Below are 21,341 nucleotides of genomic sequence, written 5' to 3'. Positions count from 1 at the left end.
TAAATTGAAAACCACCTATCAACGAATAAAATTATAGGAGGAAATAAAAATGACATTGGTAAAATTTTCTGGAAACAAAAACAGGGGAGTGGACAACTGGGTAAACGATTTCTTTAATCCAGTTTTTAACGATTCGTTCTTGTCCGACCGCTTTACTTCACGTGTTCCTGCGGTGAATGTGGCCGAAACGAGTGATGCTTATCACATTGAGCTGGCTGCGCCGGGATTGGAAAAGGGTGATTTCAAAATTAATGTTGACGGCGATGTATTAACTATTTCGGCAGAGAAGAAGGTCGAAAGTTCCGACGAAAGCAAAAAGTACAGTAAACGTGAATACAGCTATACGTCGTTCACCCGTTCTTTCACGTTGCCCGATAGTATTGACCACGGTAAAATCGACGCAAACTACAAAGACGGCGTATTGAAAGTAGACATCACCAAAAAAGAAGAAGCGAAGGTAGCTTCACGTTTAATTGAGGTAAAATAACCCCCACAGGTAAAATCGATTAAAAAGAGCCCGCGAATCCAATTCGGCGGGCTTTTTCAATTAATGAAGCCGGTTATTGGTTATCTTGGTCTGTGATTATACCGATATTTCCTCAAAGTCTTCGCTTTTCGGTAAATGAGAAACAATAGACTGCCATTCCGCGGGCAATACAGTTAACTTGCGTTTTTCAATATCCATCCATGCACCGTCCACCGTTACCACGGCACATTTTACGCCGTCTGCACGATATACTTCATGACGAAAAGAGAAACGCGAATTTAAAACGTTATATCGGGTCATGACAACGGTCACTTTTACCAATTCGTTGAGGTGGATTTCCCGAAGGTAGATCAACTCTTCGCGGAACAGTACCGGTCCGATGTTCATCTCCGCTATTTTGTCGAGTGAAAGCCCCATTTCTTTAAGCATATTGCTTCTTGCCTGTGCACATAGATCAGCATAAGCAGAATGACGAAGATGCCGATTGGCGTCTATCTGCGCCCAAATGATCTGCCCTTCGTAAAAAACATGTTCCATGATTCAAACATAATAATAAAATACGGAAACCAAGATGGGCGTTTTTTTGTTTAGGGAGGACGATGCTTAGATTTACGGAACGGGGGATATACTGCCCACAGGCGGATATGTATATCGACCCTTGGCAACCTGTTGAAAAGGCCATTGTGACCCACGGTCATAGCGACCATGCCCGATGGGGTATGAGACGTTACCTTTGCCATCGGCATACGGCTCCCATTTTGCGTTTGCGGTTGGGGATGGATATTGCCATCCAAGAATTAGCATACGGCGAAGTACTCACGGTAAACGGTGTGCGCATCAGTTTACATCCTGCGGGACACATTATCGGTTCCGCTCAGGTAAAGCTGGAACATAAGGGCGAGGTATGGGTCGTTTCCGGGGACTACAAGCTTGCTTATGACGGACTCAGTGAACCCTTTGAACCGGTCCGCTGCCACCATTTCGTCACAGAATCGACATTCGGTTTGCCCGTTTATCAATTTCCCGATCCTGCTATGGTTTTCCCTGCAATTAATCAATGGTGTGCGCGTAACGCTGCCGAGGGCTTGAACAGCGTACTCCTTGGCTATGCATTAGGTAAATCGCAGGCCATTCTTGCGCACTTGGATACAACCATTGGCCCGGTATTCCTTCACGGTGCAGTAGCCAATGTAAATGCTTCGTTGGGCGAAATCGGCTTCCAATTTGCCGGAGCACGTATCACTTCCGAGACAGACCGGAAAGCAATCAAAGACGCCATCATCGTAGCGCCCCCTTCCGCGTACGGTTCGCCGTGGCTCAAGAAATTGTTACCTTATCGTATCGCGTTATGTAGTGGCTGGATGCAGCTTCGCGGTGCCCGCCGGCGCCGAGGGGTCGACCGCGGCTTCGTACTGTCCGATCACTGCGATTGGAGACAGCTGAACGACGCCATCACTGCTACCGCAGCTGAAATGGTGTACGTAACGCATGGTTACGAAGAGCCTTTCGCCCGTTGGCTTTGTGAAGAAAGAGGGCTACAGGCAAAAGAGGTACACTTGCAGGGCGGCGAAACGGGGGAGGAAGACCTATGAAGCGGTTCACTGATCTGTTTACGGCCATCGACCAGACGACGAAAACCAATGAAAAGGTTGCTGCGATCGTTCGCTTCCTCGCAGATAGTGACGATCGGAGTAAACTGTATGCAATAGCCCTGTTAATCGGTAATCGCCCCAGACGGCCGGTCAAGACTTCGGATCTCAAAAAGTGGGCTACAGAGATCGCGAAAATACCCGATTGGCTATTCGAAGAATCGTATCACATCGTGGGTGATTTGGCCGAGGCTATCGCATTGGTCCTTCCGTTTGATTCAATTTCACCGAATGACTACCGACTGCCAGATGTGATTGATGAGCTTTCTAAGCTATCGGAACAATCAGACGCACGGAAGAAGGATATCATTACAGATTACTGGCGGCATCTGGGAAAGGACGAGCGATTTATTTTTACCAAACTGATTACCGGGAATTTCCGGATAGGCGTATCTCGGCAATTGGTTATCAAAGCACTTTCGATCCACCTCAACATGGATGAAGCGGCAGTAGCACACCGGTTAATGGGCAAATGGATCCCGGCGGCGGAGACGATGATGTCATTATTTTCGGAACCTGCATCCGGTACCCGTGATTTCCAGCCTTATCCGTTTTACCTGGCTTATCAATTGGACACTCCTCCCGAATCCCTTGGCGATATCGAGGATTGGTACATTGAAAAAAAACTGGATGGTATACGGGGGCAGATCATCGTGCGCAACGGCCAGTTATTTGTGTGGAGCAGGGGGGAAGATTTGCTGACGGATAAGTTTCCGGAGTTCACACAACTGGCTGAATCTTTGCCCGATGGAACCGTCATCGATGGTGAAATCATTCCTTGGCAGGACGGACAGCCATTACCATTTCAGGTCATGCAGACGCGCATCGGCCGGAAGAACCTATCGCAGAAATCGCTCAGGGAGGCACCCTTGGTGATGGTTTGTTATGATCTGCTCGAATGGAATGGGGAAGATATCCGCGACATGCCGATGAGTTACCGACGAAACCTACTTGAGACATTGCTTTCGTCGCCGACGGCCGCCCCAGATGTCTTGCTGCTGTCGGAAATCATGCCGTTCAACAATTGGCCGGAAGTAGCAGTTTTCCGCCAGCACGCGCGGGATTTCCATTGCGAAGGGGTGATGCTCAAACGCAGGGACAGCTCCTATGGCAGTGGCCGCAGGCGGGGAAACTGGTGGAAATGGAAAACCGATCCATTGACAGCCGACGGCGTGTTGATCTATGCGCAAAGCGGCCACGGGCGTCGGGCAAACCTGTATACTGACTATACCTTTGCGGTATGGGACGAGACGGGAACCCTGGTGCCATTTGCCAAGGCGTATTCGGGCCTCACCGACAAAGAGATCACGGAATTGGATGCGTGGATCAAACGAAATACAACGGAGCGCTTCGGTCCGGTACGTAGCGTCAAGCCGCATCATGTTTTTGAGATCGCATTTGAAGGCATTCAAAAAAGTAGCCGACACAAATCCGGGGTGGCGCTCCGTTTCCCCCGTATCCTGCGCTGGCGCCGGGACAAATCACCCGAAAGTGCAAATACCCAGACGGATTTGCTTGAGTTAATCGCGGCGGTCAATGGATGAAATTGTACATTTGTAAACCCTCAATTTGATTAAAAAGACGAACGATGGGATTTTACGACCTCAATAAAGCGCAGCGGCTTCAACTTGTGGATGAAATCAATGTGGCCATACGTGCCGATATTCATCAGACAACGAGTGACCGTATCATCGCTTATTTTTCAGATGACGATACGTACATACGAAAGATAGCTTATCAAGCCATCGGAAAAATAGCCGCCGGAAGCCCGGATATGCAACCCAAGATTTTAACATTGCTAGATGAACTTTTGACATTCAATAACGAAAAAGTCAGACAGACGGTGATTAATGCGGCCGGTGAGATTGGCATGAAGGAATTCGGGAATGTCGAACATTTTTTTGATCACGCATTGTTCGATGAACATCATGCTGTTAGAAATGCAGTCATCGGTTCGGTTAAGAAAATGGGCGAAAAAAATCCGGAGCCGGTTTTACAATGGGCAAGAAAATATCTGCATCATCCAGACCAAGAGGTTCGCAGGGAAATTTGCCACGGCATCGAACTACGGGGGCGGACACATCCGCAGGATATTTTACCGCTGCTCAAAGAACTCCAGTTTGACAAAACCGCGCGGGTCAAGCGTACGTTGGTTCATGTGTTGGGACAAATTGCTTATAAGAAGAACTGCCTTGGTATGGTGGTTGAACACCTGAAAACCTGGGATAACCAAGCAATAGTACGGCAAGCATTGGATGAAATTATCGATGTTCACCATCGGTATAAGGACTTTTCAGTTCTTAATCAGGAACAGGCAATCGCTTACATAGACAAGCATTACTGGCAGGAGATTCAGCGCGAACCGCTAGCATAGGGAAAAACACCATTGAACACATTCGCCGAAACTTGGTTTTTCAATCAACAGTGGCAGCCCCACCGTTTCCAGCAGGATACGTGGTCGGCTATTGCCAATGGCCGGTCGGGGTTATTGAACGCACCCACTGGATATGGAAAGACCTTCGCCGTGTGGTTCGGCGTGCTCCAGCGTTATTACCGGAATGAGCAGCGGAAAAGGGGTGTTCACTGCTTGTGGATCACACCCTTGCGGGCGCTTTCCGCAGAAATACTCCAAGCAACCCGTACTGTAAGCGATGATTTGGAACTCGATTACCGAATTGGACTACGAACCGGCGATACGGGTGCTGCCGAACGGCAACGGCAGAAAACTTCGGCACCACAGGCACTTATTACCACTCCCGAAAGTGTTCATCTATTGATGGCATCCAAGGGCTACGGCGACTATTTCAGCGGATTGGAGTTTGTGGTGATCGACGAATGGCATGAATTGATGGGCAGCAAACGGGGTGTGCTGGTAGAACTCGCCCTTAGCAGGCTTCGCACCATCTGTCCAAATCTTCAGGTATGGGGAATCTCAGCCACGATCGGCAACCTCGAGGAAGCCATGGAAATCTTGTTGGGCGGCAGGGGAAAGGGTACGTTGGTACGTGCCAGCCTAAAAAAAGACATCCACATGGAAACCTTGTTGCCCGACGTACTGGAACGCTTTCCGTGGGCCGGTCATTTGGGCACGACCATGATCGACAAGGTGTTGCCCATTATTGATGCTCATCAGTCAACCTTGTTGTTTACCAACACGCGTTCGCAGGCGGAGATTTGGTACCACCGGCTGCTGGATGCAGCGCCGCAGCTTGCCGGTGCACTGGCCATCCATCATGGATCGCTGAGCGACGAATTACGCCTGTGGGTGGAAGACGCGCTGCACCGGGGAATACTCAAAGCGGTGGTATGCACAAGTAGCCTTGATCTGGGTGTGGACTTCCGACCGGTAGATTGTGTGGTACAGATCGGTTCGCCCAAAGGAGTAGCCCGATTTGTACAACGCGCCGGAAGAAGCGGTCACCGGCCGGGCGAAACGAGCAAGATCTATTTCCTTCCTACCCATTCGTTGGAGATCATGGAGGGAGCGGCTATCCGATATGCGGTGCAGCATCAATTGCTGGAACAACGACTGCCTTATGTTCGGTCGTTTGACGTACTGTTGCAATATATGGTTACGCTGGCGGTATCCGATGGTTTCCGTGCGGATGAGCTTTACAACGAGATCATACGCACCCATTGCTTTTCATCCATTAGCCGCGATGAATTTGACGAGTGCCTGTTGATGGTGACGCAGGGTGGCCGTACGCTGGATACCTATGAAGAGTTCCACAAAGTCGTAGTAGAGAACGGCTTATACAAAGTTACCAGTAAACGCGTGGCGATGCGCCATCGATTGAGTATCGGCACCATTGTGTCTGATACGATGATGCGCGTGAAATTCTTGAGTGGTAAATACTTGGGTACCATAGAAGAATGGTTTATTTCCCGGCTTCAACCCGGTGATACGTTCTGGTTTTCGGGAAGATTGCTTGAGCTGGTACGAGTAAAGGACATCCAAGCCATTGTCCGGCCCGCTGCTGGTAAAAAAGGCGCCGTCCCATCGTGGATGGGGGGCAGGTTCCCGATATCGGATAATTTTGGAGCAGCACTCCGACATACGTTTACAGAAATTCACCGGAAAAGCCGTCACCTTCCTACGGAACTGCGATACCTCCAGCCGCTTTTCGCCGAACAGCGTCGGGTGTCGGAATTACCAGAAGAAGACGAATTGCTGGTGGAATACATCCACACCCGACATGGTTATCACCTGTTTGTCTATCCCTTTGAAGGGAAGCTGGTACATGAAGGTATGGCCGCAGTGGTGGCGTACCGGTTGAGCAGTATACGGAAAGCCACGTTCAGCATTGCAAGCAATGAATATGGATTTGAGCTGCTCTGCGACGATCCGCTGCCATTGGATGAGGCGTTGCAAACCGGTTTGTTTTCTACGGAAAAGCTATTCGATGATATCCGCAGTGGCATTAATATCCGGGAGATGGCACGGCGCAAGTTCCGGGATATCGCCGGGATAGCCGGATTGGTGTTCCAGGGTTATCCGGGCAAGCCCATGAAAACGAAACACCTCCAGGCCAACTCGGGGCTTTTCTTTTCGGTATTCGAAGAGTATGATTCTGGCAATTTGTTGCTCCGGCAGGCTTACGACGAAGTGTACGATTTTCAGTTGGAGGCTTCGCGTACGCACAAAGCATTTGAGCGGATCAGCACACACCGCATCGTGGTGCAGCGGCCGGCGCAGCTCACGCCGTTTGCGTTTCCGGTGTTTGCGGAGTCTTTCCGCGAGCGGTACAGCAATGAAGATTGGCAGACACGGTTGGAAAAGCTAAAAACCCAATTGGAGGCGTAGCAGGATGGAGAAAGCAATCCAACTGATGAATACGCGACTCACCTTACTGCCTGAAAGAGCGTTGTTGCTTCCCGATTATCATACATTGGTGGTGGCCGACTGGCATTTGGGAAAAGGAGCGCATTTCCGTAAAGCGGGGATTTATATGCCGGTACTGCCGGTCGATAAAGATACGATGCGCTTGCAATCGTTATTGGATAACTATCGTGTCGAAACCGTGGTTTTCCTGGGCGACCTGTTCCATAGCGACCTGAATAGCGAATGGCTGGTGTTTGAGCGGTTCAGAGCAACCAATCCCGCTATTCGATTTATCCTTACGCGCGGCAACCACGATATCCTGCCGGACGATTTATTGGAAAAGGCGGCGGTTGATGTCGTGCCTTCCTATTCCATTGCATCCCATATCCATTGCACCCATCACCCCGAAGGAGGCGAATTTGTCGGACGACTTAACATCGCCGGGCACGTACATCCAGGTTGTCTTATCCCGGCAAAAGGAAGACAGGCGTACCGTTTGCCCTGTTTTTACTTTCGGAGGCAAACCTTGCTGCTACCCGCATTTGGGATGCTGACAGGACTGCATATGGTACAGCCGTCGCCCGGTGCACGTATTTATCCAACCGCAGGCGACAAGGTACTGGAATGGGTTCTTTGATACCAGTTTGGCTGTCGGGTTTATCCGTTTTTTCGAAAACAATTTTCATTGTTATCCTGTAAACTATTCAAGATAAAGTAGCTTAAAAAGGAGGATTAATTATGGCTGACGAATTAAGAGATCGGAAAGTAGCAATTTTGACAGCGGACGGATTTGAAGAGGTTGAATTGACAAGTCCGCGGGATGCCATCCAGATGGCTGGCGGAAAAACCGATATTGTATCGCCCAAAAAAGAGGTGGTACGTGCTAAAAAGGGAAGCGAATGGAGCCTTGATTTCGATGTGGATGTTCCATTGGATCGGGCAAACCCAGATGACTACGATGCGTTGCTGTTACCCGGCGGTGTGTATAATCCGGATAAACTCCGTGTGAATGAACAGGCGCTGGGCTTTGTAAAGGCCTTTTTCGAAGCGGGAAAACCCGTGGCCGCAATATGCCACGGGCCACAGATACTCATCAATGCCGAAGTGGTGGAGGGTCGGAAGATGACGTCGGTCAAAAATATCAGCAAGGACCTGATCAACGCAGGTGCATTGTGGGAAGACAGTGCGGTGGTTGTTGACCAAGGTTTGGTAACCAGCCGCACACCCGATGATCTGCCCGATTTCAACGAGAAAGTCCTCGAAGAATTTGCCGAAGGTAAACATGCAGGACAACACGTATAAAGGAACTATCGAACTCCTTTTACCGCCATCTTTAACGTAAATGCTTTTTCACTGGCGGTAATAAAGAGCAGATCACGATTTACGCCGCCAAAACAGACATTCGCAGTCCATTTTGCCGGGACATCAATGTGCTCGATCTTCTTGCCGGAGGAGTTATATATGTCAATGCCCTTGCCGGTGAGGTAGATATTGCCTTGGTCATCGATGGTCATCCCGTCAGACCCCTGAGCGACAAACAGCTGTTTGTCCGCCAATGTGCCGTTGGCTTGTATCGCGTACCGATAGATCTTGCTGTCGCCGATGTCTGCGACATAGAGGAACTTTCCATCGGGGGTGCCGATGATGCCATTCGGTTGCTTGAACTGACTATCCAAGCGGGTTATCCGGCCATCGCGATATACATACAAAGCCCGGTCGTGCATATCGGGCGAGGTGCGCGTCCAATAATCCCGTTGATAGTACGGATCGGTGAAATAGATTGCTCCCGACGATGGAGATACCCACACATCGTTGGGTCCATTGAAGAGGGAGTCTTTATAATTGATCGCTAATTTTTGAACGTGTTTATCCATCCCGATGCGCCATAATTCGTAACGCTGATCCGCACAGGCGATTAAATAGCCTTCCCGATCGAAATACAAGCCGTTCGCTCGGCCCGCTGGCTCCATGAAGATCGATAGCTTGCCGTCTGTGTCGTATTTCCATATCCGGTTGTTGGGTTGGTCGGTGAAGAACACGTTTCCTGCTGCATCTGCGGCGGGTCCTTCTGTAAACTTAAAATTGTCGGCAATAAGTTGCAGTTTGGCATCTGGCGAAACCACCTGGGCATTGCCTGCGAAGCTGGCGAAAACAGCTAATAAAGCCGTGAGGACGTTGTTTCTCATTGTTATTTGAATAAATTGATTTCGACACTATTTTTACTTTATAATCTTAAAATCCGTACGACGGTTAAGTTGTCTGCCTTCATCCGTCTCATTGGTAGCAAGGGGCTGAGACGGGCCATATCCTTTGTAGGTTAAGCGAGCGGCAGCAATGCCCGCATGAAGCAGGTAATCGTGCACCGCTTTCGCCCGGTTTTCCGACAAGATTTGGTTATGCGCCTCCCTGCCCGTATTGTCTGTATGTCCGCCGATTTCTACCCGTACCGTTTTATTCAGATTTAGGAATTCGACGAGGTTATCGAGGTCGATCTTGGACTTCGGAAGCAGTTCATAACGATCGATGTCAAAGAAAACGTTGTTGAGTGTGCCGGTGCTACCTACTTTGATGCGGGACAGGGCAATGCGGATTTCATAGGCGTCGTTGATTTTGGTCCGGTCATCAAGCGGATAGTTCTCGGAGAAAAACAGGTAGCCCGGCTGTTTGATATGCAGTGCATACGTTTTGCCAAAGGGTAGCGGAGCCAGGAAGGTGCCGTCTTCGTAATCGGCCTGCTCGTTGTATACAGCCTCATTAGCGAGCATGTCGGTTACGATTACGTTTGCCTGAACCGGCAACTCACTTTCCGCATCTACGATGATTCCCTTTAGGTACGCTACGGGATGGGGACGTATGGTCTGCGGCAGGTCAAACGAATAGATATCCAGCCCACCTACTGCGTCGTCCCTGCGTGTCGAGAAAAAAGCCTGCTTGCCATTCATGCTCACTGTGAGCGCACTTTGCTCATGGTGATCATTGATGGGATACCCAAGGTTGGTTGGCTCCCCCCACTTATCCGCACTATCCAGCTGGCTTCTGAAAATGTCTTTATCGCCAAAACCCGGCCATCCATTTGACGCAAAATAGAGGGTACGGTTGTCGGCGTGGATATAGGGTGAACTCTCATCATAGCTCGTGTTGACAGCAGGCCCCAGGTTTACTGGTGCTCCCCATTGGCCGCTGCCTTGAAGTTCCGATTTCCAGATGTCGTAACCGCCCTGTCCGCCGCGCCGGTTGCTTACGAAATAGAGGGTACGTCCATCTGCAGCCAGTGCGGGTTGCGCTTCCCAGCCGCTGCTATTGATCGGGGCGCCGAGGTTATAGGGAGCCCCCCAACGGCCGCCCTCCCGGCGGGATACGTAGATGTCACAACTCCCCAAGCCCTCAGGACGGTTGCATCCGGTGAAAAACAGGTACTTTCCGTCGGGCGATATGCAGTGGGCCCCTTCATTGTATAGTTCGGAGTTGATATCGCCCTGCAGAAGCAGTGCGGTCTGCCATACCCCGCTGCTATCTTGTGTGCTTTCGTAGAAATTCTCCTGGTTGTTTTCTTTGCGGGTGAAAATAATGTTCCGGTAATCCGCCGTGAGGCGCGGAAAATATTCGTCATAGGGGCTGTTGATGGTGGGTCCGGGGTTATGTGGATGGAATGGCTGGGGCTGCTTGAGCGCCGCGAGGCTGAATTCGCAATCGGCTATGTATTTCGTGGTAAGCTGTTTACCCGCTGCATCCAGTCCGGGTGTGGAAAGGTATCGTCGTAATACAGGTAACGCTTCTTGGTAGCGGCCTGTATACAGGAGGCTTTCTCCCAAGCCAAACCAGGTGAGCGTCGTCAATGTCGGATCCAGTTGAACAACTTGTGCGTATTGCGATGTAGCTTTTCCATAATTTTGCTGCCTGCGGTAAATATCACCAAGTTGTTGGTAGGCGGCTGCAAATCCGGTATCTAAAGCGATCGCAGATTCCAGAGAAGCGATGGCCAGGTCATACTGATAATTTCTCAATTGGTTTCCGGCCTTTTCGAAAGCTGCTTGCGCCCGCCTGTTATCCGATCGCATCTGGGCATGCCCCGAATAGCAAAATAGCAACGTGACGAACAATAGGATATATAAGGACCGTTGCATGAGATGCGTTCATTTCCGTCTAAGTTCCCCGAGCAATCGTTTTGCTTCCGGACTGAGGGCCAATCGGCCGCTGATAGCAGCCTGTTTGTACAGCAGCTCGGACCAATGCTCGGTGCCCCGCCAGAGCGTTTGCTTAAGTGCCGCAAGCGCTTCCGCGTTTTTAGTTAATAAAGGGTCACAAAATTCCTGGATAGCAAGGTCCATTTCTGCGATAGTGGGTTGCACAGAATGGATGAGACCCTGTTGCAACGCCCAATGTGCATCGAAAAAGCGGGTAGGGTTTAGCGAAAGCTGCGTGAATGCCGAAATGCCTATCTTTCGTTCGAGGGCAGGAGCAATGACAAACGGACCGATATGAATGCTTACTTCGCTGAGTTTAACGGCGACGTGTTCCGTAGCGAAACAATAATCGCAAGCTGCCATAAGCCCTACGCCACCGCCCACAGCTTTTCCTTGCGCTCTGCCGATGACAAGTTTCGGTGAAATACGTATAGCGTTGATGACATCCGCAAATCCGGAAAAGAAAACGCTGCCCATTTCTTCGTCAGTTATCGCGAGCAATTCATCAAAACTCGCACCCGCGCAGAATGTTTTTTCGCCGGCGCTTTGTAATACGATGAGTCGAGTATGGGAGTCATTACCCGCGGAATGGATGTGTTTGCTCAGCTGATTGAGCAATTCCGACGGCAGAGAATTATGGGCAGGATGCCCAAAAGTAATCACGGCCAACCCATCGGCGTTTATATCGGTCTTTACAAATCCTAACTCCATTAGCAAAGAATTGAACCCGGATGATACGGCATTAACAGGTTATCACGATTTCCTATTAACCCAACGTCCGTATTTATGTGCTAAATCCACGTTAGCTGCGTTCCACCATCAGATATACTGGTTTCCAAATTTCTCTTTGACGTCGGCCACAATCTGCTTGACACCCTGCTCCTGATCTTTCGGGCAGATCATCAGTGTGTCATCGGATTGGACAACGATAAAATTGTGTAACCCTTTTATGATGATGAGCTTATTATCAGGCGCATGGATCATGCAATTAGATGAATCATAAGCAATAACGTTTTCCGAAGACGAGGATACGTTACCCAAATAGTCTTTGTCTGCCAAATCGTAAATGGAAGCCCATGTACCCAAATCCGACCAGCCGAAGTCTGCCGGCAAAACATACACATTATCGGCCTTTTCCATAACCGCAAAATCAATGGAAATATTAACACAGCGCACGAATGCGCCGGAAATGAACTTAGCCTCTCGGTCGGAGTTATAAATTTCTGTACCTTCTTTAAATACCTCGTTCATCTCCGTTTGATACTTCTGGAATGCTTGGATAATGGATTTTGCAGACCAGATGAATATACCAGCATTCCACAGGAAGTCCCCGCTTTGCAGGAATGTTTTGGCTAATTCAAGGGTTGGTTTTTCAGTGAAAGTCTTTACCTTCTTGAAGCCAGGTACCGTTGCGCTTTTGCCATACTGGATATAACCGTAACCTGTGTCCGGGCGGGCGGGCTTTATACCCAAAGTAATAAGCCAATCGTTATTTTCCGCACATTTAAGCCCCTTCATCACATCATCGATAAATACATCAGCCTCCATGATCAAGTGGTCGGCTGGCGCGATCACCATGATTGCGTTCGGATTGCGCTGTTGTATTTTATGACTAGCATAGGCAATACATGGTGCGGTATTGCGCATGATCGGCTCCAATATCAGTTGCTCTTGGGAAAGTTGCGGTAGCTGTTCATGAACCAAATGAGCATAGGCTTCATTAGTTGCTACAAAGATATTCTCTTGGGGAATGATTTTTTTAAAGCGGTCGTAAGTCGCTTGGATAAGGGTTTTTCCAGTACCCATCATATCGATAAACTGCTTTGGCAGTCTTGTACGGCTTACCGGCCAAAACCGGCTTCCGATGCCTCCCGCCATAATGACGGCATAGTAGTTCTTCATTCGTTTTTTCTTTTTTAGCTGTCAGCTTATTGCATTAGTTTTCAGTTCCTGGCTTAATTTCCTATATCCGTGCATAATATAGTCATTTAATATCGATCATGGCAAAGCCATTCAAACCGCGATCATTTAAAAAGCTGCTACACGGGATCCCCGCTTGCTAACCGACGTCCAAACCGGTGCGCGAATTCAATAGTTGAGCTTATGACAGCAATGAAATCACTATCAATCTGTCTCGTTCGTGCGATTAAAATGGTTGTCTCTAAGCCCCAAACGCTTATTATCATGTTTTTGATTTTGGAATTGCTTTTCACAAATATATTTTTTAATTTTAGATAGTGATATGCGCAAAAATATGTTATTTTGGGCATTATTTGGTTATCAGTCTATCTAAATTTTGCGAAAGGCGCAATGGAAATAGGGAAAAGATTATTTGACAATTTACAGGATTTTTTTGGTTTTGATACATTTAAAGGCGATCAGGAGGCTATAATCACCAACATCTTACAAAAAAAGGATACGTTTGTGATTATGCCCACTGGTGGCGGGAAGTCTATATGCTACCAATTGCCGGCGCTGATGAGTGAAGGCACAGCTATTGTTATTTCCCCGCTTATCGCTTTGATGAAGAATCAGGTGGATCAGCTCCGGTCCTTCGGCGGAGATGACAGTATTGCCCATTTCCTAAATTCGTCACTGAACAAAAGTGAGATTACCCGCGTAAAGCAGGATGTGGTGGCGGGCAAAACAAAACTACTATATGTAGCGCCCGAATCATTGGCTAAGACTGAGAACGTAGAGTTCCTGAAATTGATTACGGTTTCATTCGTGGCGGTGGACGAAGCGCATTGTATCTCCGAATGGGGGCATGACTTCCGACCGGAATACCGCAAGATTCGGTCTGTCATCAACTCCATTGGCAATGATATTCCAGTTATCGCCCTTACGGCCACAGCGACCCCCAAGGTGCAGTCCGATATCCGTAAAAACCTGCAAATGAATGACGCGACCCTTTTTAAATCGTCATTCAACAGACCAAACCTCTATTACGAAGTACGACCTAAGCGGAACGTTGTCAAGGAGATCGTCCGCTTTATTAAAAGTAATACCGGGAAATCGGGCATTATTTACTGCTTGAGCCGCAAGAAGGTCGAGGAGATTGCCGAAGTATTGAATATCAATGGAATCCGGGCCCTACCTTACCATGCAGGGCTGGATGCTAAAACACGTGCAGATACACAAGATAGATTCTTGATGGAAGATGTCGAGGTGATTGTAGCCACGATTGCCTTTGGGATGGGCATAGATAAGCCGGATGTGCGGTACGTTATCCATCATGATATTCCCAAGAGTATGGAGGGCTATTATCAGGAAACCGGACGCGCCGGACGTGACGGTGGGGAGGGGCATTGCTTGGCATTCTATTCTGAAAAGGACATTGAAAAACTGACCAAATTCATGAAAGATAAGCCAGTCTCCGAACGGGAGATTGGTACGCAGATCTTGAAAGAGGTCATCGATTATTCGGAGTCTTCGGTATGCCGCCGAAAACAGATACTGCATTACTTTGGTGAAAATTTTGATGAAACCGGCTGCAACAGCATGTGCGACAATTGCAGTTCGCAGCAAACACAGTTCGATGCGGAAAATTCGTTATTGGATGTGCTAAAATTCATTCGGGAACAGGGCGAGAAATTTGACGATCATCATATCATAAATGTTTTCATTGGACAAAATAACCAGCCTATATCTTCTTACAAGCATGATGCACATTCAATGTTTGGGAGTGGGAAGGAGCACGGCGTTATCTATTGGAAGTCGTTGATTAGGCAAGCGGTATTGAATAATTTCTTGGCCAAAGATATCGATCATTATGGGTTGTTGATGTTGACGGAATCAGGTAGACGGTTTATTGATAATCCTTACGGCATTAGGTACATACTCAATAAGCCCATGGAGGCCGCTACCGAAAACAGTACAGATGAAACTTCGCAAGCGAGCGGGGGAGCTGTTGATACCCAGCTACTCAAAATGCTAAAGGAGTTGCGAAAGAAAATCGCCAAGCAAAAGGGATTGCCGCCATTTGTAGTTTTCCAGGATCCTTCATTGGATGAAATGTGTACGCATTATCCGATTACTATAGATGAACTGAAGCAGATCCACGGTGTAGGGGGGGGGAAGGCAATGAAATTCGGGGGACAATTTGTAGAGCTTATTAAACACTATGTCGAAGAAAACGAAATTGATCGTCCGCAGGACTTGGTAATCAAAGGTACTGCTAACAAATCGGCTTTGAAGGTATCTATCATCCAAAATATCGACCGCAAAATAGGTCTGGAAGATATCGCCAATGCGAAAGGCATCAGTTACGAGGATTTGTTGAAAGAGGTGGAATCCATCGTCAATTCGGGAACCAAATTAAATCTTGGATATTTTGTAGATGAGATTATCGATGAGGATCGACAGGATGAAGTGTTCGATTACTTCCGGAGCGCAGAGATTGATTCCGTTGATCAAGCTTTAAGCGATTTGGGTTCAGATGATTATACCTACGAGGAAATCCAATTGATGCGTATCAAATTCATGTCTGAATTGGGAAACTAGTGAGGCTGCGTAGCTAGTGGTTACGTTCCTTCCCTGTGGCCAGCTGTTCCAATAGTGAAATGGTCTTTTGCTGGACCGCTATTACGTCGTTTAGTGACGCTATGACTTCTTCATGATTTCTTTTCAAATCGTTCGCCAATTCATGCTCAGTGGATTGGTACTTGACCGTTGCTTCTTCACGGACGTCATCTCTTAGCATACTCTCTTTACCAGTAAGTACCCAATTGGCATTGAGATCAGGGTAAACAGTTAGTATATTTTCTAATTTGTCAATACCTATTGTCTTATTTTTTTTTAATTGGCCTCCAAATAGCCCGTTGGAAAAACCTACGGATTTTTCGAAAACGCTGATTTTAATGCGCTTAAAATCTATATAATCTTTAATTCGCTTCAATGGACTCGACATGCACAACCAGAAATAGAAAAATCTCTAAATAAGCTTGACTGTTTTAGAATATATTCTATATATTAGCTCCGTTTATTCTACCTTTTAACAATTATTTATGAAAAAGCCATAACAACTTATGGGTGATTTATGCTCACCGTAACCACAAATAATGCCAAAAACGTCAATATCGTTATTTAATGTATATTAATTAAAATATTGTGAAAATCAACAGGGAATATCTTAATCTTAAGGAAAAATTATTGCCATTTGTTTGCTAGCGAAGTAACACATTCACCTAGTTCCTTTCAACTTTTAAACCCATGATTTTCATTTCTAATCGGAGTTAAATAATCAATTAGTAAAAATGGTAAATATTATCTATTGCCATTCACGTTTTCCTCGTTCATTTCATTCATATTGATTTATGCCAAATTCATTATCGCAATCTGACTGTCAGAACCATCAAATTGATGTTGCGCTATAACAATGAAATATCAACGTAACCGTTTTCATATGCCATATTGGATAGCAACAACACTATGCATGGTATGTTACTATTGTCCTTCTGCTCAAATGCCGTCTGATTATAGTCGAACATCCGCTTGGTCTTACACAAGGTCGTCACCTGCATTGGCCACAAACTATTCGACTTCGCTGCGGCAGATTGGCGGAAGCCGATGGGTAGACCCTATGTTGACTATCCGCACGAATATCACGGAATTGGCCACTACTACACTAAATATAGGGATAGAACAATTTTTCGAGAACCGATTTAGCATTCTCCTACCAGTTAGTTATAATCCTTGGACGTTTGAGGACAATAAAAAAATTAAGCACTTGGCTATTCAACCGGAGTTCCGAGTTTGGTTCGGCGAGACCTTCCGTGGCTCTTTTATCAACGTGCAATCTTTCGTTGGTCTGCAGCTTCACTACCTATATTACAATGCGGGGGGTATCAACATCCCGTTTGGCATGTTCCCTGATCCGAAGTATACCCGTTATGAGGGTCACGGGGCAGGTGGGGGCCTTACGTATGCCAACCAGTTCGGTTTGGGAGGCAGGTGGCGCGGCGAGATAGGCACCACACTCGTTTTTTCGTACCTCTGGTATGATAGCTATGATTGCCGAACGTGCGGTGCTTTTAAAGGCTCGGACACGCGTAGGTACTTAGGTCCTGGCAAGTCGTCCCTATCAATTGTCTATTTGAGTGCTGCGTATGCACTGTACTAATTCATCATATTTTTTACTAAATCAAATAATCAATTTCTTAAGCACTTAAAATTCTTTACTTATGAAAATCAAACAGTATGTAGTCTTTGCGCTGATTGGATTAGCGCTGGGCGGATGTAACAAGCCTGGGGGAGATGATCCGGACGTCATTGATCCTGAGGGAGAACTGGTTAAAGCGAAGCTTGCCATTTCAGTGCCGAAGAGTGTTCGTACGTATGCTCCTGGCGACACTGACCCATTAGCCACCGACGATGAAATCGTTGCTAACACGATCGATGTGTTCATCTATGATGATGGAGGCAGCTATGCGTTAACTTACTACCGTTTCGCTCCTACCGCTCCACTAGGCACAGCTGAACCTGCGGCAGGTTTCTTTAATTATAACGGTACAGGAGATCAGTTTTTAACAGCCGATTTTGATGTGCGGGAGGGCCCTAAATTGGTTTACGTGGGCGTCAATTTACCTGATTTTATTGTGGATCGATTAAAGACCGGGTATTACATCAACGAAATTTATGAGCAAACTGACTTGATCGACTTACTAACAGAGGAAATAGAAACAACGGGATCAGCAGAGGTTGCTTTTTTTAATACGGCAATTGTCGAGCACGACGTAACGGCTGACGGTGCCGCTATCCCGGTAAGTGTAAGTAGGCTAGTAGCTAAAGTGGTCGTGATGGCCGATGGCGCTGATGGCGCTTCCTGGGACGTTAATGGTGGAACCGTTTCCGACTTGGAGTTCGCCATTGGCCAACGCAATAACCAAATGTTTGTTTCCCCTCTCGTCGGTGGAGCAGATCCTAATTTTTTAGCGTCTACTATCGTGAATGTATCTACGTCAAGTACCCTTCATCCAGCCATACAAAAGTTGCAGTTTGTGAGGCCTTCAGACTATATTCCGATAAATGGCCTTCTTGCGGATGCGGGGGATGGAGCAGCCACAAATATGCGGTATGCTACAGAAAATACATCGGAAGAGTACCGACACCAAGATGTAACCTATGTCAGCATACGGGCAAAATTCATACCGCATCGTCTGGGTGCCGATGCTGATACGGGGACATTGCCTGACGACGGAACTGGGGATAACAGCACAGAGATTCCAGGCGGTTTTTATGCCGTATTCACCGGCGATCCTACAGGTGACGACGCACTTGGTGTACGTTACTTTAGCGACATCAACAACGCAAGAGATTTTGTAACCGGAGCTTATTTTGTAGATCAGGTTGGATCGGCGATTACCGCCAGTACAAGTCCGGTTTACGATGATGCAGCGGTTGTTGGGGAGTCCGATCATTATATCTTCTTTTATGAAGACAGCTATTGCTATTATCGGATTTACCTCAATCCAAACCTCAGAAGTGACGGAGATCCCGGTACAGGTACTGGCAACTATAACATCTTACGTAATACTGTGTATTTAGCCACAATTACGGGTGTAAACTATATTGGCACCACTAGACCGAATTCGTTACCAGGAAGTTATGAAAACCACTTAACTAATATTGGTAGAGGTACACCTACTTGGCCGGGCGCTTGGTTTCCTAACCCTCTTCCGAATACTCCGGTACTTCCAACGGCCCAAATCGATCCACTGGATTTGTTTACAGGGCTTAGTGCTGGCATAACGCTGGATGATTGGCTTAGCGACGATCAAGATTATGAAGTGTATTAGTCATTGCCGCCAAATAAGTTAGAACATTAATTTCAGAGGTCCCAGCCTATTCGGGGCCTCTGTTTAAAGGATATTTTGCAAAGCGATAAGATTCATGAAGATTACCTGTTTAAGCATTGTTAGTTGCTTATTGGTGTCGGTTTTCTTAGGATGTATCAAAGAGAACCTTGAAATCTGTCTGCCACAGCCGGTGCGTATCAATTTTGTATTTGTTCCTTCTGCTGTGTGTGCTGAAGATAGCATCATGCCAAACGATGTAAATAGACTAACGGTCTTCCTTTTTGATCAAAAAGGTCTGTTTATAGAACAAGTTGATACGGTGTCTGATCGAGCAAATGATCAACTGGAATTATCACTAGTTCCTGCTCATTATCAATTCGTAGCCATGGCAGGGTATGTCGACGAACAACTGAGGGGTGCACCGTTTGTGCCGGGCGTCAAGCGACTCCAAGACGCATCAGTATCGGCATATTTTGAACAGCGAAATGGCGCTTTGACTTCCGCTGAACAGAAACTATATCTGGGTAACGATACACTTACCGTAGCTCCCGATGATCCAAGTCAGGAGATCGCATTGGTGCTAATCCAACGGACGAAAACTCTGAATATTTCTGTAGATGGATTAGCTACAGATCAGTATCAAATCATAATTGCTGGAAATGCGGCACAATACACATTTGAGGGAGAACAGGTCTATTTGGCTGGTAACCCACCGGTCATTGTACCTATTCGTGAAGAAGAAGGTATATATATAGGTAAGACGTTTATCAATTGGCCGCTGAAAGACGACGGGGATTATACGCGATTCCAGCTCATCGATCCAAGAACAGGTAGGCTATTGGTTGATGAATATTTTTATGCATTACTGGAAAAGGTACCGGGCCTTAACCCAGATTGTACGAGTGATTTTAATATCGATATAAACTACACCACAAGCGGAAGGCTGATTATATATATTAACAACTGGAAAGTTTACGACGATGGGTACATATTGATATAGGGGATGTGACGTTATACTGTGATAAGTATATCTTTCTGGATAGCAATCCGTATTTCTGGCGGCTATGCCCATGATGTTCCAAATTGAGAAACGATGGTCAGCTAATCTGGATGGAGTTACAGCCAATCATATGCCGCTACCCACGTCGGCTGAATATTGCAATCAGTGAAAACCCGTAAATTGCCATGGAATATCAACTTACGAACAAATATATTACGGCATCTAAACTAGTTTTGATAACTATACTGCTCTCGTTGATAGTGAGTTGCGATAAAGATGATAAAGTTAGACCGGAGCTGCCTAACCGTACCATCCTGTATTACCTAGGGGCCGATAATAATCTACATGTGGAAGCCGACGAGAAAATCGAGGCCTTGCGCCTCGGTTTTCCCGGAGGTGACAACAGGCTTGTCATTTATAAAGATATCCCGAATAACGTGCCCCAACTGCTGGAAATATATGCGGACAAGACCGGGGAAAACCAAATCCGTATAATAAAGGGTTATCCGGAGCAAAACGAGGTAGTAGCAGGGGACATCCAGTTGCTGCTGGACGATATACAGCAATTATTCCCCGCTAAGTCATATGGCCTTATTCTTTTTTCTCATGCATCAGGCTGGCTACCCCAAGGCACGCTTACCCAACCGGAAACTGCCTTGCTGCGGATGGGAAGATCTCCCATCCGAACGTATACCATAGCCATGGATGGTACCAGCGAACTTGGTCTTAGGGAGTTTGCTGCGGCGATTCCTGATCACTTCTTTGACTTCATTGCTTTTGAAGCTTGTTTCATGGCGGGTATAGAGGTGCTTTACGAATTGAAAGATAAAACGGATTATATTTTATCCTCTTCTGCCGAGGTCGTTTCGCCGGGATTTGCGCCGGTTTATCCCAACGCACTTCAACGGCTATTTGAACCGCGGGCGGACGTTGTTGCCTTTGCCCAGGCATATTTTGATTTCTGGAACGACCAAATTGGTGATTATCGATCGGCAACAATCACCGTTACTAAAACCGCCGGCCTTCAACCGCTGGCAACTTGGATACGCCAATATGGTATCGCGGCACGATCGCCGATAGACCTACCCGACGTTCAGCATTTCGATCGCTATAGCAACCACCGCCTGTTTTTTGACTTCGGCGACTATTGCCGAAGAATGGTTGAACCAGCGGCTGAAAGCCGTCTGAACGATTTACTGAATGATGTCGTAGTGTATAAAGCAGCCACACCATTTTTTATCCCCAGCCGGCTTGGATTTGAAATCAACCGCCATAGCGGAATCACGACGTACATTCGGCAGGAGCGGTTTCCGAAACTTGATGAAAGGTATGACGAGCTAGCTTGGTCTATTTTTTTACAAAACAATCAACAATAACCAGTTTATTTTACCTCATAAATAATC

At 47.1% G+C, this 21,341-nt stretch carries 18 protein-coding genes; 12 read left to right on the top strand and 6 right to left on the bottom strand.

Annotated elements, in window-relative coordinates; translation table 11 throughout:
- Positions 1 to 49: 49 nt before the first annotated feature.
- Positions 50 to 487 (top strand): Hsp20/alpha crystallin family protein, encoded by a 438-nt coding sequence (locus tag IEV98_RS18565; RefSeq protein WP_188507526.1) that lies wholly within the window; start codon positions 50 to 52, stop codon positions 485 to 487.
- A gap of 96 nt (positions 488 to 583) precedes the next feature.
- Here the strand turns inward: IEV98_RS18565 and IEV98_RS18560 are convergent, their stop codons facing one another.
- Positions 584 to 1,024: an acyl-CoA thioesterase gene (locus IEV98_RS18560; protein ID WP_188507525.1), complete on the bottom strand. Its 441-nt coding sequence runs from the start codon at positions 1,022 to 1,024 to the stop codon at positions 584 to 586.
- Between the two features lie 62 nt (positions 1,025 to 1,086).
- Between IEV98_RS18560 and IEV98_RS18555 the strand changes: the two genes are divergently transcribed.
- From IEV98_RS18555 to IEV98_RS18530, 6 genes are all read left to right on the top strand, one after another.
- Complete coding sequence (locus IEV98_RS18555; RefSeq protein WP_188507524.1) at positions 1,087 to 2,079, top strand: ligase-associated DNA damage response exonuclease; 993 nt, start codon at positions 1,087 to 1,089, stop codon at positions 2,077 to 2,079.
- Complete coding sequence (locus tag IEV98_RS18550) at positions 2,076 to 3,680, top strand: ATP-dependent DNA ligase (protein ID WP_188507523.1); 1,605 nt, start codon at positions 2,076 to 2,078, stop codon at positions 3,678 to 3,680. Before IEV98_RS18555 ends, IEV98_RS18550 begins: the two co-directional genes overlap by 4 nt.
- Positions 3,681 to 3,724: 44 nt before the next feature.
- On the top strand, positions 3,725 to 4,510 hold the full coding sequence (locus tag IEV98_RS18545) for a HEAT repeat domain-containing protein (protein WP_188507522.1): 786 nt from the start codon (positions 3,725 to 3,727) through the stop codon (positions 4,508 to 4,510).
- 12 nt (positions 4,511 to 4,522) lie between these two features.
- Positions 4,523 to 6,940 (top strand): ligase-associated DNA damage response DEXH box helicase, encoded by a 2,418-nt coding sequence (locus IEV98_RS18540; RefSeq protein ID WP_188507521.1) that lies wholly within the window; start codon positions 4,523 to 4,525, stop codon positions 6,938 to 6,940.
- A gap of 25 nt (positions 6,941 to 6,965) precedes the next feature.
- Positions 6,966 to 7,595: a ligase-associated DNA damage response endonuclease PdeM gene (pdeM, locus tag IEV98_RS18535; protein ID WP_229738840.1), complete on the top strand. Its 630-nt coding sequence runs from the start codon at positions 6,966 to 6,968 to the stop codon at positions 7,593 to 7,595.
- A gap of 101 nt (positions 7,596 to 7,696) precedes the next feature.
- On the top strand, positions 7,697 to 8,260 hold the full coding sequence (locus IEV98_RS18530) for a type 1 glutamine amidotransferase domain-containing protein (protein WP_188507519.1): 564 nt from the start codon (positions 7,697 to 7,699) through the stop codon (positions 8,258 to 8,260).
- Positions 8,261 to 8,265: 5 nt separating this feature from the next.
- Here the strand turns inward: IEV98_RS18530 and IEV98_RS18525 are convergent, their stop codons facing one another.
- The 4 genes from IEV98_RS18525 to IEV98_RS18510 form a co-directional block, all read right to left on the bottom strand.
- Positions 8,266 to 9,144 (bottom strand): SMP-30/gluconolactonase/LRE family protein, encoded by an 879-nt coding sequence (locus IEV98_RS18525; protein ID WP_188507518.1) that lies wholly within the window; start codon positions 9,142 to 9,144, stop codon positions 8,266 to 8,268.
- Positions 9,145 to 9,177: 33 nt separating this feature from the next.
- Positions 9,178 to 11,082, bottom strand: a complete 1,905-nt coding sequence (locus IEV98_RS18520) for an OmpA family protein (protein ID WP_188507517.1) — start codon at positions 11,080 to 11,082, stop codon at positions 9,178 to 9,180.
- 9 nt (positions 11,083 to 11,091) lie between these two features.
- Entirely contained in the window at positions 11,092 to 11,853 is a 762-nt protein-coding gene (locus tag IEV98_RS18515; protein ID WP_188507516.1) for an enoyl-CoA hydratase/isomerase family protein, read from the bottom strand.
- 108 nt (positions 11,854 to 11,961) lie between these two features.
- Complete coding sequence (locus IEV98_RS18510; protein ID WP_188507515.1) at positions 11,962 to 13,044, bottom strand: mannose-1-phosphate guanylyltransferase; 1,083 nt, start codon at positions 13,042 to 13,044, stop codon at positions 11,962 to 11,964.
- Between the two features lie 408 nt (positions 13,045 to 13,452).
- Between IEV98_RS18510 and recQ the strand changes: the two genes are divergently transcribed.
- Entirely contained in the window at positions 13,453 to 15,645 is a 2,193-nt protein-coding gene (gene recQ, locus IEV98_RS18505; RefSeq protein ID WP_188507514.1) for a DNA helicase RecQ, read from the top strand.
- 13 nt (positions 15,646 to 15,658) lie between these two features.
- Here the strand turns inward: recQ and IEV98_RS18500 are convergent, their stop codons facing one another.
- A complete protein-coding gene (locus tag IEV98_RS18500) occupies positions 15,659 to 15,844 on the bottom strand; it encodes a hypothetical protein (RefSeq protein ID WP_188507513.1) in 186 nt (61 codons plus the stop codon).
- Positions 15,845 to 16,663: 819 nt separating this feature from the next.
- Here IEV98_RS18500 and IEV98_RS18495 point away from each other — a divergent pair.
- From IEV98_RS18495 to IEV98_RS18480, 4 genes are all read left to right on the top strand, one after another.
- The gene (locus IEV98_RS18495; protein ID WP_188507512.1) at positions 16,664 to 17,263 is read left to right on the top strand and encodes a DUF3575 domain-containing protein; all 600 of its coding nucleotides are present in this window, start codon (positions 16,664 to 16,666) and stop codon (positions 17,261 to 17,263) included.
- Positions 17,264 to 17,324: 61 nt separating this feature from the next.
- On the top strand, positions 17,325 to 18,938 hold the full coding sequence (locus IEV98_RS18490; protein ID WP_188507511.1) for an Mfa1 family fimbria major subunit: 1,614 nt from the start codon (positions 17,325 to 17,327) through the stop codon (positions 18,936 to 18,938).
- Positions 18,939 to 19,032: 94 nt separating this feature from the next.
- A complete protein-coding gene (locus IEV98_RS18485) occupies positions 19,033 to 19,938 on the top strand; it encodes a FimB/Mfa2 family fimbrial subunit (RefSeq protein WP_188507510.1) in 906 nt (301 codons plus the stop codon).
- Between the two features lie 233 nt (positions 19,939 to 20,171).
- Positions 20,172 to 21,314 carry a clostripain-related cysteine peptidase gene (locus IEV98_RS18480; RefSeq protein ID WP_229738839.1) on the top strand — a complete coding sequence of 381 codons (1,143 nt, stop codon included), beginning with the start codon at positions 20,172 to 20,174 and terminating at the stop codon, positions 21,312 to 21,314.
- The last annotated feature ends 27 nt before the right edge of the window (positions 21,315 to 21,341 follow it).

Source organism: Parapedobacter pyrenivorans, assembly GCF_014636865.1.
GTDB classification, from domain to species: domain Bacteria; phylum Bacteroidota; class Bacteroidia; order Sphingobacteriales; family Sphingobacteriaceae; genus Parapedobacter; species Parapedobacter pyrenivorans.
The sequence above is the reverse complement of the archived record's forward strand: the minus strand, read 5'-3'. Positions and strand labels throughout refer to the sequence as shown.

What these genes read in the sequence shown, in the direction of transcription:
- IEV98_RS18565 (WP_188507526.1), top strand. Translation starts at nt 50, where the DNA reads ATGACATTGGTAAAATTTTCTGGAAACAAAAACAGGGGAGTGGACAAC.
- IEV98_RS18560 (WP_188507525.1), bottom strand. Translation starts at nt 1,024, where the DNA reads ATGGAACATGTTTTTTACGAAGGGCAGATCATTTGGGCGCAGATAGAC.
- IEV98_RS18555 (WP_188507524.1), top strand. Translation starts at nt 1,087, where the DNA reads ATGCTTAGATTTACGGAACGGGGGATATACTGCCCACAGGCGGATATG.
- IEV98_RS18550 (WP_188507523.1), top strand. Translation starts at nt 2,076, where the DNA reads ATGAAGCGGTTCACTGATCTGTTTACGGCCATCGACCAGACGACGAAA.
- IEV98_RS18545 (WP_188507522.1), top strand. Translation starts at nt 3,725, where the DNA reads ATGGGATTTTACGACCTCAATAAAGCGCAGCGGCTTCAACTTGTGGAT.
- pdeM (WP_229738840.1), top strand. Translation starts at nt 6,966, where the DNA reads ATGAATACGCGACTCACCTTACTGCCTGAAAGAGCGTTGTTGCTTCCC.
- IEV98_RS18530 (WP_188507519.1), top strand. Translation starts at nt 7,697, where the DNA reads ATGGCTGACGAATTAAGAGATCGGAAAGTAGCAATTTTGACAGCGGAC.
- IEV98_RS18525 (WP_188507518.1), bottom strand. Translation starts at nt 9,144, where the DNA reads ATGAGAAACAACGTCCTCACGGCTTTATTAGCTGTTTTCGCCAGCTTC.
- IEV98_RS18520 (WP_188507517.1), bottom strand. Translation starts at nt 11,082, where the DNA reads ATGCAACGGTCCTTATATATCCTATTGTTCGTCACGTTGCTATTTTGC.
- IEV98_RS18515 (WP_188507516.1), bottom strand. Translation starts at nt 11,853, where the DNA reads ATGGAGTTAGGATTTGTAAAGACCGATATAAACGCCGATGGGTTGGCC.
- IEV98_RS18510 (WP_188507515.1), bottom strand. Translation starts at nt 13,044, where the DNA reads ATGAAGAACTACTATGCCGTCATTATGGCGGGAGGCATCGGAAGCCGG.
- recQ (WP_188507514.1), top strand. Translation starts at nt 13,453, where the DNA reads ATGGAAATAGGGAAAAGATTATTTGACAATTTACAGGATTTTTTTGGT.
- IEV98_RS18500 (WP_188507513.1), bottom strand. Translation starts at nt 15,844, where the DNA reads ATGCTAAGAGATGACGTCCGTGAAGAAGCAACGGTCAAGTACCAATCC.
- IEV98_RS18490 (WP_188507511.1), top strand. Translation starts at nt 17,325, where the DNA reads ATGAAAATCAAACAGTATGTAGTCTTTGCGCTGATTGGATTAGCGCTG.
- IEV98_RS18485 (WP_188507510.1), top strand. Translation starts at nt 19,033, where the DNA reads ATGAAGATTACCTGTTTAAGCATTGTTAGTTGCTTATTGGTGTCGGTT.